A 13222-nucleotide genomic window follows, 5' to 3' on the forward strand; every position below is an offset into this window, starting at 1 on the left:
CCCCGCGTTATGAAAAAAATATTATTTATATCAATATTAGCAGTCATTACAGTGGCTTGTCAAGCGGAACATCCACAGCATAACACAACAAATAAAGACAACATGCAACAACATGATATATTAACTGCGGTCCTTAAAACGGACATCGTAGCGTTAAAACAGGCCTTATCAAATGGAGCCGACGTAAATACCCAAGACAGTAATGGAAGATCTCTATTGCTTATCGCTACCAACAACCAACAATCCGAACTTGCAAAAATTCTGGTAGCACATGGAGCCGATGTCAATAGACAGGCCAACAATCAAGACAGTCCCTTTCTATATGCCGGTGCCAGTGGACAGACCCAATTGGTTAAGTTATATCTTGCAAACGGAGCGCGATTTGATGTGTTCAACAGATATAATGGTACCGCATTAATTCCGGCCTGTGAACGCGGGCACGTGGAAACTGTTCGATTATTAGCTAACACCAAAGACTTTCCTATCGATCATGTCAATAGACTTGGCTGGACGGGACTAATGGAAGCTGTAATATTGGGCGATGGTACAGAAAAATTCCAGCAGATTGTACAAATACTAAAAGATGCGGGCGCAAAATTAGACATTCCTGATCATGATAATCGAACACCGCTGCAACATGCAGAAGCGAAAGGCTATCATAAAATTGCACAATTGTTAAAGTAACACATTAAATCCCTATGCTAAGCATAGGGATTATTATTTTATGTCTATTTTTATAGGAAATGACACTATATGCAACAGGGTTCTGACTTCTTCCCTACTTTAGGGCTCCAGGAATTTAATGAAAACCTCACGAATGATCGCGATTTATTGTACCATGAACTGCGGGGAGAGCGGCTCATAGAGTCTCCACACAAACACGATTTCTTTATTATTATGCTCTTTGAAAAAGGAAGTGGAACACACAGTATAGACTTTGTAAATTACCCTATTGAAGACAATCAGATTCATTTACTATTTCCAGGGCAAGTACACGAATGGCAGATAGGGGAAAACGGAATAGGTTATCAGCTCATGATAAGCCGTGGGTGGTTTGAGCACTTTATCCCGAACTTAAGATTCGCTACGCGCTATTACCAAAACCACCCTGTTATTGCAATACACGCTGAAGACTATACTTTATTGCTCCAGGAATTTGTTGCTATACGTGATGAAATATCAAAAAAAGACATATTATGGGATATCGTCCAAACACGAATCAAATTGATCGCTCTGTTATTAAGCCGTTGTGCTGCAGCTAAATTCAATGACTTTGAAAAATACAGTTCTACGCCTATCCTCACAAAATTTTTAGCTTATATTGATCAATATTATACCGAAGAGCGCTCCGTTTCTTTCTACGCCGGCAAATTACATATCACACCAAATTACCTTAATATACTGACCAAAAAGACACTCGATGTTTCCGCATCTTCCCTTATACAGGATAGATTAATCTTAGAGGCAAAAAGACTATTAAAAAGTTCTGAACTATCCTTGAAAGACATCGTCTATAGCTTAGGATTTTACGACCATGCCAACTTCTCCAAGTTCTTCAAGAAAAGGACAGGGATGACTCCCTCCGAATTTAAAGAAGGAATCTGATACTATTTTTTCTTTAGTATCATACCATGGTCAAAGCTTAGGTTTTCTAAATCGCTAAACACCATCTTACCGTTACTTTCTTCTATCTCACCATAACCTTCTATCAACCCTTGTTCTGTCAGCTTAAAAACGACCTGTCGTACAGAAGGAATACCTTCGGAGACAAAACTATATTCGCCCGTAATAACGCTATCTCTCAATACACCATTGATCCTTCCAACATTTCTGTCCTTACCCGAAAAGGCATAGTTAAGATCACCAAATACAGAGTCTTTCTTTTGCTGTAGAGCCATATTGATCGTATCGCCTTCCGATTGGAACAGGTACTCCCCAGCTATCGTATCTTTACCTTCTTCAGGACTAGCCGAGTTACACGCTACGGTCAGACAACATCCCAAGCCCAACATATAGAAAAATCCTTTAAAAACAATTCTCATAAATCCTTTATTAGAATACATTAAAATTTTATATACAAAAAACACTTCGACTATCCAATATAAGCATAAGTAATGCCATCTCCTCCACGATCGGCGTGTTCATCTTCAAAACGGCTTACATGATTATATTTCCGCAAATAATCGCGGACAAATTTACGTAATATACCATCGCCTTTGCCGTGCACAATCTTTAATGAAGGATATCCAATCATTACCGCTCTATCCAATACAAGTTCAATCTTATGTAGAGCATCGTCTGTTCGCATCCCCCGAACATCTACTTCCGGATGAAAATCGGCTGCAGATGTGGTCGAGACTCCCCCGATACGCTTTATAGCCTTTGATTTCTCTTTGCTGCGCAACTTCGTCACACGATTTGCTTTGACCACTGTACGAAGCTCACCTAAAGCAACAATCAAACTGTTATTCTTGGTTACTTCAATAATCTCCCCTTCAGAGCTTGAGTCATCAATCCGTATCCAATCGCCGACCTCAAAACCTTCCGACTCTTTCTTCACCAATGCTTTCGCTTCTTTAAGCTTGGTCGTAGCGACACTATGCTGATCCAAGGTCTGGTTGAGCTTGGAACGGATAGCTTTCGTTTTTTCTTTATCTGCCTTTACCGACCGGATTTCCGATATCGTATTCTCGACCAAGCGATTGGCATCCTTCAGGATAACCTTTGCTTCCTCCTTTGCTTTCTTCAGGATCTCCTTCTTATTCTCTTCGATATAAGCCTGCAGGGACTCGTATTTGGCTTTCAGCTCAATAAGTTCCTTCTCGTGCTTGGTCACAGCAAACTTCGTGTCTAACACTTCTTTTTTGTCTCTTTCCAGGTCAACCAAAAGGGTATCAACCTTTTTCTGCTGTACACCGATCTTTGTCTTAGCGGATTCCAAAATCTCCTTCGACAGACCGATTTTCTGTGCAATCTCAAAGGCGTAGGAGCTCCCTGGCTTACCGACTTGTAGAATATACAGGGGCTTCATCTGGGTATTGTCAAACAACATCGATGCATTCTCCAATCCATCTGTATGGCTGGCAAACAGCTTGAGGTTGGAGTAGTGTGTGGTGACCACACCTCGAACCTGTTTTTTATTCAACTGCTCTAATACCGCCTCGGCAATCGGACCTCCAAACTGTGGATCCGTCCCCGTACCGAACTCATCGATCAGAATCAACGTCCGTGCATTGGCAAAAGTCGAAAAATGCTTCATCTTCGATAAATGCGCACTGTAGGTACTCAAGTCGCTCTCGATGGACTGGTCATCACCGATATCCGCAAAGATCTGCTTAAAGACGCCCATAGAGGAGGTATCATCGGCCGGGATCAATAATCCCGATTGAAGCATCAATTGCAATAATCCTACCGTCTTCATACAGACCGACTTTCCACCAGCATTGGGACCTGAAACCAAGATAATACGATCTGTATCATCAATTTTGATATTCAACGGTACCACCGTATGTGATTTGTCCCGGATGGCATTCAACAACAGCAAGGGATGCTTGGCCTGGACCAAGTTGATTCCCGCATCTTTGGTCAGAATAGGCATATTGGCCTGGATATCGATAGCAAATAGTGCCTTTGCCCGCACAAAATCTAATTTGGTCAACAAGCCGTGATAAGCCAACAATAAAGGCACGTGCGGACGCAGCTCGCTGGTCAGATCGGTGAGTATACGGATCACCTCTCGCCTACGCTCAAACTCCAGATCCCGGACTTTATTATTGAGGTGGAATACCTCTTCGGGTTCGATATAAGCCGTTTGTCCAGTCGCTGACTCGTCGTGGATCAGGCCTTTCAATTTTCGCTTATTCTCGGCAAGGATAGGAATACACATCCTGCCATCCCGAATGGTGAGATTGCCATCAGCCGTCCAGCCTTGGGCTTGAGCCTGCTTAAATACACTGTCCAGTCGCTTACGTGCTTCTTGTTCACTTTTTGTAATCTGCTGCGTAAGATCAAGCAACAGTCGGGAAGCATTGTCTTTCAATCGCCCCCTATCGTCCAGCACCAGCTCGATCGAACGCACAATAGCCTTCTCTATAGGGAGGTGCTCAAACAACAACTCCAAGTGGGCATACTGCCCTTCTCGTTCGTTAAAGTATCTAATAATAGCATAGACAGTCCTTAGCGACAATAATATACGATAGAACTCTTCCTCGCTCAGAAAAGCTCCTTCCACCTTGGCCTTTTCGGCCAAAGGCTTTATCGCATATATATGATCCACCGGTAATGGTGCATCATGTGTCAGTAAGTTTTTGAATTCGTTGGTTTGCTTTAAAAAGCGGTCGATCTGATCTGCTTTTACCTGAGGTTGTATCTTATCGACCATCTGCCGCCCGGCTTCACTCAAACATTTTTCTTTAACTAGTTCACGAATCTCCGTAAAGCCTAGTTTCTCTATAGCATTCTGAGGATAAATCATTTAATTAGTAGGTTTTCGCAGTACCTTTTTCAGTCTACTGGTATCTGGTCTTTCAACGCCCTTCACCGTATCAAGATACTCTTCTTCAACTTTTTCTTCTTCCTGTTTAGGTCTATCCAATACCGGAGGTGGAGGCGTTATTACCGGAACCTGAATTCCGTAAGCATTGACCTGAAGGTCTGCCTTTGTCAAGAAATCAGCGCCATATTGCGTGTAGGTATACAAAGTACTATCCAGATGCACATTGGTGATCAGATCTTTCATCATAGCTGTATAACGCTGTAGTCGCATTGCCTGCTGTATACTATCCTGTAATATGACATTCCGGACAGAGTCTTGCTGCTGGTATCCCCTCTCCTTTTCAGAAAGTGTTTTATTGATATTGGTATATATCTTTTCTGTCAATATGGGGCTCCCAAGATAATAATCAAGATTTTGGATAAACAATGCAGAGTCTAACTTATACTTTCTAAAAGCATGCTCGTACAACACCGGCATCACTTTACGACCACTATCTATCGGCAAAGTATTCAAATACGCGTCGACAAGTGAAACTTCCGTCATCAACTCGGTCATTTCCTTTTCAGACAATACACCCTTTGGCTTTTGTTTTGCACAGGAAATAAACAAAAAAAACAATAGTATAATTATATAATATGAGCGCTGCATTATTTAAATTTGTACAAATTTACAAAATGCCTTTGTAATAGGTACCTTTGTAGATCATATCTCCAAAAATAATTTTTCGAATACATGGACATTACTGCAAATATTCAGGAAGTACAACAAGAATTAAATCCTATAGCTGTCACATTAGTAGCTATTTCTAAGACCAAACCTATAGAAGACATACAAGAGGCCTATAATGCAGGGCAACGCATATTTGGTGAAAACATGGTTCAGGAACTAGTAGAAAAGCAAGAAAAGTTACCAAAAGACATCCAATGGCACTTGGTTGGCCACTTACAGACTAATAAGGTAAAATATATTGCTCCTTTTATCAGTATGATCCAGTCCGTGGACTCTTTGAAATTATTGTCAGAGATAAACAAGCATGCGAGCAAGTATGATCGCATTATTGATTGTCTTTTACAGGTAGATATCGCTCAAGAAGATACTAAATTCGGCCTTGACCATCCTGAAGTCATAGAGCTATTGGAAAGCGAGGATTTCAAAGCTATGAAAAACGTACGTATCCGTGGTCTCATGGGGATAGCAACAAATACGGAAAAAGAAAAAGAAATCAAAGAAGAGTTCTACGAACTGAAAATGCTTTTCGACGGTATTAAAGTAAGTTATTACCGAAAGGAAGACAGTTTTGACACGCTATCTATGGGCATGTCTTCCGACTACAGGCTAGCGATAGAAAAGGGAAGTAATATGGTCCGATTAGGCAGTACTATTTTCGGCAAACGAATCGTAAAGCACTTTAAAGCGAAGTAAATGGCAATTGTAATACGTAGCGCACGCCAAGAAGACTGCCCAGCGATGATGGCGCTCATTCAGGAACTTGCTATTTTTGAGAAAGCACCCGATGCTGTAACGGTCAGCATGGAAGAGTTTGAAGAATCTGGGTTTGGACTTAGTCCCGTATGGTGGGCATTTGTAGCTGTAGATGGTCTTGAGGTGATAGGTATGTCGCTTTTTTACATACGATACTCAACTTGGAAAGGCAGACGCCTGTATTTAGAAGACCTGATCATCAATGAGCCTTATCGTGGCCGAGGCGTAGGTAAGATGCTCTTGGACCGTACAATCGCCTATGCCAAGGAACAAGGATATTCGGGGATGATGTGGCAGGTATTGGATTGGAACACACCGGCCATCAAATTTTATGAATCGTACCGTGCGACACTCGATGGAGAATGGATTAATGTAAGCTTAAATTTTGATAAGTAAATGCGGATTGGAATACTCTTATTGATTTTTATTTCTACATTGTCCTGTGCCAATGAGCAGAGGAAGAACACTCCACACACTTCACATACGGATTTACCTGCACTGGATACACTTGATTATGTATACCATACAAAAAAAGAAATCAGCTCTTATTTCCTAGGAGACTCTACTCATACAGATACAGCATACTACAAGATAACGCATCCTATTTTTGAAAATGCAATGATGAATGAAATCATCAATGCATCCATATTTGTCGAACGGGAAAACAATGCTGAAGAAGCGGCCCGTTCATTCTTGGATGCATATAATGAATTCGTCGAAGAAAATAGTACCACTTATGTCAATGCCGTTTGGTACAAAGACTCCGAAACCAGGATTGTGCTTAATACCCCTCTGTTTCTCACTTTGAAAACTTCGATAGATCAATATACCGGCGGAGCACATGGCAACCACCTTACTTTTTTTGCTGTCTTCGATTTAGACCTCTTCAAAAAGATGGAGTTGACCGACCTCATTGTAACCGGGAAATTAAAAGATCTGACCAAATTGGCAGAGAAGCATTTCCGAAGACAGGAAGACCTGTCGGATACCAGTAATCTTTCTAAAGATTTTTTCTTTGAAGATGGAATATTCGCATTAAATGATAACTTTGGCCTCACGAAAGATAAGTTGATTATTTATTACAACGAGTATGAGATAAGGCCTTATGCTGACGGGATTACAACAATTGAAATCCCCTATGAAGAAGTGCAGGAGATACTAAACGCACGGGCCAAAAGGTATATTAAAAGTATTCGATAATAGATAGCTTCAACTAACCGCAACTCTTATATAACACATTAATGCAGGTTTTTAAATTTGGTGGCGCATCTGTAAAAAGTGCCGATAACATAAAAAATGTAACTTCTATATTATCAAAATACAAGTCTTCTGAACTACTTGTTGTTGTTTCTGCTATAAACAAAACAACAAACAAATTGGAAGAACTTACCCAAGCTTACTATATGGGTAGCAACGATCCTTTTGAGCTGTTGGCTGAAGTAAAAACAGATCATTTCACCATTTTACAGAACCTGTTCGACTCTACTGACCACCCTATATTTGACGATATTAACAATTGTTTTGTAGAAATAGAGTGGATCCTTGAAGAAGAACCTCAGGATACCTACGATTATCTTTTCGACCAAATTGTATCTATCGGAGAGTTGGTCTCCTCTAAAATACTTGCTGCTTATTGTTCCTACATAGGAATTCCTACACAATGGATAGATGCACGAAATTATATCCACACCGACAATACCTACCGCGAAGCACAAGTGAACTGGGTTCTTACAGAAGAGAAAATAAGGAGAGACCTACCGAGCGTATTAGACAATCAGGTTATCGTGACACAGGGTTTTATAGGATCTACCTCGGAAAACTTTACGACCACATTGGGTAGAGAAGGGTCAGATTATTCTGCTGCTATTTTTGCATCCTGTCTTAATGCCGAAGATATCACCATCTGGAAGGATGTACCTGGTGTGTTGAATGCCGATCCAAAATGGTTCGAAAAAACAGAACTTATCCCAGAACTGTCTTATACAGATGCGATCGAACTGACCTACTACGGTGCTACCGTAATACACCCAAAAACAATAAAACCACTTCAGAACAAAAAAATAACACTAAGCGTACGATCATTTTTAGATCCGGAAAGCCCCGGTACAAAAATCAGGACAACTAATCAAACCTTGCCCGTGCCTTCCTTTATCTTTAAAGTCGACCAAGTATTTATCAGTATACTGCCGCGGGACTTTTCTTTTATCGTGGAGGACAATCTTAGTCATATCTTCAATCTTTTCCACCAGCACCGTATCAAGGTCAATATGATGCACAACAGTGCGATCAGCTTTTCGGTCGCTATAGATGATACCGGTAAAAACATAGAGACACTATTGGTCGAATTGGAGAAAAGATATAAAGTTTCGGTAGCCCGTGGCTTGGAATTGATCACCATCCGTTACTACAATCAGCAAACAATTGATCGAGTATTAGTAAATAAGGAAATAATTCGCGAACTTAAGGACAGTTATACCTGTCAGATGTTAGTGAAAAATATTGATGAATAACCGTATACTGGATAAAGAAGTACAAGCTTACATTAAAGTTAACCGGGAAAAATCTCCCAGTGAAATCGCTTTAAAGAAAAGTCCATTCAGCGATGTGAGTTCGTCCGAAATCGCAGCGCAGATCGATGGTTGGCAGCGTGCAGTAAAAAAACTGCCTACCTGGGCCTTCTCTGCCGGCATCTATTATCCCGACAAAATCAATCTCGAACAGTGCTCTTCGGAACATACCGCACTCATCAAGCAGACGCTGATAACCAAAGGCAGCAAGGTCGTCGATGTCACAGGGGGCTTTGCCGTAGACAGCTGTTACATGGCCCAAGAAGCGGAGATTGTCGTCCACTGTGAGCTTAATGAACGACTTTCAGCGATTGTCAAGCACAATGCTACGGTATTGGGGGTGAACAATGTGGTATGTATCGCTACCAATGGTGTCGATTTTGTCCAACAACAGGAAGATGGATCCCTGGATTATATTCTCATCGACCCCTCCAGACGGATCAACCATGCCAAGGTATTCCTATTGGAAGATTGCGAACCGAATATCATCGCAGCACAGGATATGTTCTTTCGCAAATCCCGTTTTACGATATGCAAACTGTCCCCTCTCCTTGATATCAGCACGGCACTGCAAAAGCTCAAACATGTTAAATTAATCTATATCATCAGCGTCGACAGCGACTGCAAGGAACTGCTTTTTATTCAGGATGCCAACTACACGGAAGCTCCAAAACTCGTAGCTATACGTCTTTTTCTAGATCAGATACAAACGCTCGTATTGACACAAGAGGAAGAGAAACAAACCCTGATACGTACCTCACAGCCCCTGACTTACCTGTATGATCCCGATGTCAGTATCACCAAAGCAGGAGCTTTTAAAACTGTAGCCAAGAGATTCAATCTTTTCAAGCTCCATACACACTCGCATCTGTACACCTCCAGCGACCTGGAACCAGACTTCCCAGGAAGGGCATTCCTTATACAGGAGGTGTTCGAACTATCTGCTTTCAAAAAAAGAACTTCTCTGGAGAAAGCAAATGTATCGGCCAAAAACTTCCCCATGAAAGTCGAAGAAATCAAGAAAAAGTTCAAAATCAAAGATGGAGGAAACGAATATTTATTTTTCACCACCGACTATCTGGGTAATCCTATTGTCATACATGGGCACAAAGTCTAAGAAAAGACAAAGCCATTACAATTCCTGTTTTTCATTTCTTGTATCTTTATTCTATGGAAAAAATAAAGATTTCAGCACTAGAATTGGCTACCATTTGCAAGAATAGTAATGCTTCAGAAGCAATACAACGAGCTGTAACCGGTGCTCAACATATAGAAAATTTAGGATTTCACCGTATCTGGCTTGCCGAACACCATAATATGCCGCATATCGCTAGCTCGGCTACTGCTGTGCTCATCGGACATATCGCGGGCAAAACGTCGACGATACGTGTAGGTTCCGGAGGTATTATGCTGCCAAACCACACCCCACTGGTCATTGCCGAACAGTTTGGCACCTTGGAGAGTATCTATCCGGGCCGGATCGATATGGGATTGGGTAGAGCCCCCGGCACTGATCAGCTTACTGCTATGGCCCTGCGCCGCAATAACCTGAATACATCCTTCTACTTTAAGGATGATATACTCGAACTGCAACGTTATCTGGACGAAAACAATGTGGATGCCAAAGTCCGGGCATTTCCAGGTGAAGGACTCGATGTGCCGATCTATATATTGGGGTCCAGTACGGACAGTGCTTATCTGGCGGCTGAGCTGGGATTACCCTATGCCTTTGCGGCACATTTTGCCCCTGCCATGCTGGAACAGGCGTCTGAAATATACTACAGTAATTTCAAGCCCTCCCCTGCACTGGCTGCACCTTATTTCATGATCTGTGTCAATATCGTGGCAGCGAAAAGTGTCGAAGAAGCACAATTCCTATCCACCAGTCTCTTTAACATGTTTGCCGGTATATTGACTAACCTTCGCAAGCCACTGTCTCCGCCTACGGAAAAACCCATCTATCACGGTATTCCAGAAATAGAAGAAGCTGTAAATCGGATGGTGAGCTGTACATTTATAGGGACCGAATCATCGATTCAGACGGAGGTATTAGCTTTTGCTAAAAAACACAAAGCACATGAAATAATGACGACAAATTATATCTTTGATGACGCAAAGCGATTGGAATCTTTCGATATCATCGCGAGTGCCTTGTTATAGATATTTAGACATGAAAAAATACGGCTATCTCTTTTTACTGGCGGCTATGGTGATGGCCTGTCAGAATAAATCAAATAACAAACAGCAACAGACGGAGGACCTCCCGAAACAGGATACAGTCGCAGAGCAAGCTCCAATAGACTCGCTCGCTGCTCCTGGCAAAGAGATCGTTTACAGTGCAGATGTTGATTCGATTATAGATGGCCGTATTTTATTGCCCTCGACCTATAGGGTATGGGAGAATAACGATGTCTCCAAAATCATCAATGGAAGTTGGTTAGAGCTGCATCACAAAAACGGCTCATACCATATCCAATCTGCTTCCTACCATATCGAAAATGAAGATGAAGAACCTTGTTCCGGCCTACCCACAGAGACCATTGTCCCCAAAGAAGACGTACTTGTCTTCTTCAATATCCCCACTGTACAGAAAGGGGCGGTCGATAGCGTAGCTTTCAAAAATCCGATCATTGAACCAGGCACACCTTTCGAATTCACCTTTCAGCGCGACAACTACAAACTGCAGGCCACGGGTATCCAATTCCATAAAGATCAGGAGCGCGGCAATCCCCATGCAAGATATACGCTTAAACTCTATAAAAACGGTCAATATATACGCACGATCATAGACCAAACGCAATACAACGATACCGCTACCGAGCTAGCCTTTATCGGTGACCTAGATAAAGATGGACTTCCTGACTTCATCTTCTCCAGCCCACGGGACTACGAGGAGCAACGCATGATCATCATATTATCTGGCAGCGCGTACGCCTATGATGGCAATGTGCAGTTCGACTGTTAGCCTTATGTATTCAGCAAACTGTGCTGGCTTGCGGTAAATATATTGCGAAACACGGTATTGATCTCCTGACCATTCTGTGCAGCATGAATACCCAGTAAAGGAAAAAGTGTCACGACATCCGCAAGGATATGTTTTACGATTCCACGGGCACTAGATGTGATCTCGGATGCCAGCGTCCCATCCAATGGGGAATCCTGAAGCGCCAGTGCCCACAGCTGCTCGGTAAGCGCTGCGACTTTGGCCCTATCGGATTCCAACTGCAGCTGCAGTCCATCTAGGCGCTTAAAATAGTCCTTACCGTATTTAGTCTGCCAGTTCTCATCTGCAGATTTCTCAAAAAAGAACTTTTCCACCAGATCCAAATAACGTCTATACATGCCCATATAATTGACCAATAATGTCAACTCTGCGAAAGGGATAAATGGTATCCGATAGAGCACGTTATCGTCAATGCGGTGCTGGGGATCGATTTGAAAAGCATGATGCGCTTCTACAGTTGCATTTTCTAACGAGAAACTATGACTGGCTGTACAAGCCAATCCGAAAGAATCCCAATCGTAGTGAATCAACACCTTGTCTCGAGGGACGAAGAAAGAGTAGAATACGGGGGTGCCGTCCTTATCCACACGAGCTGTATCGCCATCGTAGACAAAGCTGTTCAAGGTAAAATGGGATAAGTGTGGTGCACCGGTAGCAAATCTCCAAAAGCCTGTTATACTATATTGCGTTCCATCCCACACTGCTTTTCCGGTAGCACGTCCAGATCCTCCAAAACAAACTTTACGATCTGCGAAAACCTTTGTCGCCAGACCTTTGTCCAGATACCCGGCAAACATATTCGCCCCAGCACATAAAGTCACCGTCCAGCCCAATCCTCCATCCCAATAAGCCAGTTCCTCGAGCAATGCTAACCCATCTTGCAGACTCAGTTCTTTACCTCCCAGTATCTGTGGAACCCATATATTGAACCAGTTATTATCATATATCAGAGACAACTGCTCGTCGACCAGTGTCTTGCTGTCGATAGACAGGGCTTGCTTATCTTTTATAAGCTGTATAGCTTCTTCACTTATCATCATACTCATTTTGGGGTATTCATCAGCTTACGCCAGTTAAAATAGCCGAATATCGCGACTGTAAATAAAAAGGTCGTAAGTCCAGCAAATAAATAAAGATTCTTATGAATCAACAGAGGGACAGCAAACAGATTACTGATATTGAGCAATATCCAATTCTCTAGCTTTCGCTTGGCCAATAACCACATACCTGCCCAAGCCGTAGCGGCCACCCAAGCATCCCATGCAGGTACATCCGAATCTGTTACATGTTCCAATATCAGATACAACAAACCGAAACCTACTAGGCTGATCAGAGCCACCACGCGCCAATCTTGGGCACTACAGGTCGTTATTGGCTGTTGTCTCGCTTGGATATTGTGGGTCCAATACCACCATCCGTAAATGCTCATAATCAGGTAATACATATTCAATGCGATCTCTGCATAGAGCTTGGCGCCAAACAGCACATACATCCCCGACACTATACCCATAATGCCAAAGAAATAGTTAGAAACCTTATTATTTTTGGAAAGCAGTACCTGTATAATACCACAAAGTACAGAAAAACGCTCCAACCAAGAGGTCTGTAGGAAGGCGTCAATTATATTCTCTAAAATAGTATCCATAAACAATGTATCGAAGACATAATTTACAG

General features: G+C 42.2%; 14 protein-coding genes. 9 read left to right on the forward strand and 5 right to left on the reverse strand.

Going from position 1 to position 13222, the window contains the following annotated elements:
- Nucleotides 1–9: 9 nt before the first annotated feature.
- Nucleotides 10–684 (forward strand): ankyrin repeat domain-containing protein, encoded by a 675-nt coding sequence (locus tag JKG61_RS09130; RefSeq protein WP_202102664.1) that lies wholly within the window; start codon nt 10–12, stop codon nt 682–684.
- Nucleotides 685–753: 69 nt separating this feature from the next.
- Entirely contained in the window at nt 754–1605 is an 852-nt protein-coding gene (locus tag JKG61_RS09135) for a helix-turn-helix domain-containing protein (protein ID WP_202102665.1), read from the forward strand.
- A gap of 2 nt (nt 1606–1607) precedes the next feature.
- Here the strand turns inward: JKG61_RS09135 and JKG61_RS09140 are convergent, their stop codons facing one another.
- The 3 genes from JKG61_RS09140 to JKG61_RS09150 are packed head-to-tail and all read right to left on the reverse strand — an operon-like array spanning nt 1608 to nt 5065.
- On the reverse strand, nt 1608–2042 hold the full coding sequence (locus tag JKG61_RS09140) for a hypothetical protein (protein ID WP_202102666.1): 435 nt from the start codon (nt 2040–2042) through the stop codon (nt 1608–1610).
- Nucleotides 2043–2092: 50 nt separating this feature from the next.
- Entirely contained in the window at nt 2093–4474 is a 2382-nt protein-coding gene (locus JKG61_RS09145) for an endonuclease MutS2 (protein ID WP_202102667.1), read from the reverse strand.
- Nucleotides 4475–5065, reverse strand: coding sequence for a DUF4296 domain-containing protein (locus tag JKG61_RS09150; RefSeq protein WP_202102668.1), 591 nt, complete (start codon nt 5063–5065; stop codon nt 4475–4477).
- A 162-nt stretch (nt 5066–5227) separates the two neighbouring features.
- On the opposite strand from JKG61_RS09150, the gene JKG61_RS09155 reads away from it, so the two are divergent.
- Genes JKG61_RS09155 through JKG61_RS09185 form a run of 7 tightly spaced genes read left to right on the forward strand, consistent with a single transcriptional unit; the run spans nt 5228 to nt 11509 of the window.
- Nucleotides 5228–5917, forward strand: coding sequence for a YggS family pyridoxal phosphate-dependent enzyme (locus JKG61_RS09155; protein WP_202102669.1), 690 nt, complete (start codon nt 5228–5230; stop codon nt 5915–5917).
- On the forward strand, nt 5918–6373 hold the full coding sequence (locus tag JKG61_RS09160; protein ID WP_202102670.1) for a GNAT family N-acetyltransferase: 456 nt from the start codon (nt 5918–5920) through the stop codon (nt 6371–6373).
- Nucleotides 6374–7177 carry a DUF3298 and DUF4163 domain-containing protein gene (locus JKG61_RS09165; protein ID WP_202102671.1) on the forward strand — a complete coding sequence of 268 codons (804 nt, stop codon included), beginning with the start codon at nt 6374–6376 and terminating at the stop codon, nt 7175–7177.
- 41 nt (nt 7178–7218) lie between these two features.
- Nucleotides 7219–8487, forward strand: a complete 1269-nt coding sequence (locus JKG61_RS09170) for an aspartate kinase (RefSeq protein ID WP_202102672.1) — start codon at nt 7219–7221, stop codon at nt 8485–8487.
- On the forward strand, nt 8480–9661 hold the full coding sequence (locus tag JKG61_RS09175) for a THUMP-like domain-containing protein (RefSeq protein ID WP_202102673.1): 1182 nt from the start codon (nt 8480–8482) through the stop codon (nt 9659–9661). The genes JKG61_RS09170 and JKG61_RS09175 overlap by 8 nt, the downstream gene beginning before the upstream one ends.
- 53 nt (nt 9662–9714) lie before the next feature.
- Nucleotides 9715–10704 carry an LLM class flavin-dependent oxidoreductase gene (locus tag JKG61_RS09180; RefSeq protein ID WP_202102674.1) on the forward strand — a complete coding sequence of 330 codons (990 nt, stop codon included), beginning with the start codon at nt 9715–9717 and terminating at the stop codon, nt 10702–10704.
- A gap of 10 nt (nt 10705–10714) precedes the next feature.
- Nucleotides 10715–11509 carry an integrin alpha gene (locus JKG61_RS09185; protein WP_202102675.1) on the forward strand — a complete coding sequence of 265 codons (795 nt, stop codon included), beginning with the start codon at nt 10715–10717 and terminating at the stop codon, nt 11507–11509.
- Nucleotides 11510–11511: 2 nt separating this feature from the next.
- Here JKG61_RS09185 and JKG61_RS09190 read toward each other — a convergent pair whose 3' ends face one another.
- Complete coding sequence (locus JKG61_RS09190; RefSeq protein WP_202102676.1) at nt 11512–12588, reverse strand: acyl-CoA dehydrogenase family protein; 1077 nt, start codon at nt 12586–12588, stop codon at nt 11512–11514.
- Between the two features lie 2 nt (nt 12589–12590).
- Entirely contained in the window at nt 12591–13193 is a 603-nt protein-coding gene (pnuC, locus tag JKG61_RS09195; RefSeq protein ID WP_202102677.1) for a nicotinamide riboside transporter PnuC, read from the reverse strand.
- Nucleotides 13194–13222: the final 29 nt, after the last annotated feature.

Origin of the sequence: Sphingobacterium faecale (assembly GCF_016746095.1) — a bacterium.
Lineage (GTDB): Bacteria > Bacteroidota > Bacteroidia > Sphingobacteriales > Sphingobacteriaceae > Sphingobacterium > Sphingobacterium faecale.

Bases quoted from the DNA above. Each gene is read 5' to 3' on its own strand.
- JKG61_RS09130 (WP_202102664.1), top strand. From the start codon at position 10: ATGAAAAAAATATTATTTATATCAATATTAGCAGTCATTACAGTGGCT.
- JKG61_RS09135 (WP_202102665.1), top strand. From the start codon at position 754: ATGCAACAGGGTTCTGACTTCTTCCCTACTTTAGGGCTCCAGGAATTT.
- JKG61_RS09140 (WP_202102666.1), bottom strand. From the start codon at position 2,042: ATGAGAATTGTTTTTAAAGGATTTTTCTATATGTTGGGCTTGGGATGT.
- JKG61_RS09145 (WP_202102667.1), bottom strand. From the start codon at position 4,474: ATGATTTATCCTCAGAATGCTATAGAGAAACTAGGCTTTACGGAGATT.
- JKG61_RS09155 (WP_202102669.1), top strand. From the start codon at position 5,228: ATGGACATTACTGCAAATATTCAGGAAGTACAACAAGAATTAAATCCT.
- JKG61_RS09160 (WP_202102670.1), top strand. From the start codon at position 5,918: ATGGCAATTGTAATACGTAGCGCACGCCAAGAAGACTGCCCAGCGATG.
- JKG61_RS09165 (WP_202102671.1), top strand. From the start codon at position 6,374: ATGCGGATTGGAATACTCTTATTGATTTTTATTTCTACATTGTCCTGT.
- JKG61_RS09170 (WP_202102672.1), top strand. From the start codon at position 7,219: ATGCAGGTTTTTAAATTTGGTGGCGCATCTGTAAAAAGTGCCGATAAC.
- JKG61_RS09175 (WP_202102673.1), top strand. From the start codon at position 8,480: ATGAATAACCGTATACTGGATAAAGAAGTACAAGCTTACATTAAAGTT.
- JKG61_RS09180 (WP_202102674.1), top strand. From the start codon at position 9,715: ATGGAAAAAATAAAGATTTCAGCACTAGAATTGGCTACCATTTGCAAG.
- JKG61_RS09185 (WP_202102675.1), top strand. From the start codon at position 10,715: ATGAAAAAATACGGCTATCTCTTTTTACTGGCGGCTATGGTGATGGCC.
- JKG61_RS09190 (WP_202102676.1), bottom strand. From the start codon at position 12,588: ATGATGATAAGTGAAGAAGCTATACAGCTTATAAAAGATAAGCAAGCC.
- pnuC (WP_202102677.1), bottom strand. From the start codon at position 13,193: ATGGATACTATTTTAGAGAATATAATTGACGCCTTCCTACAGACCTCT.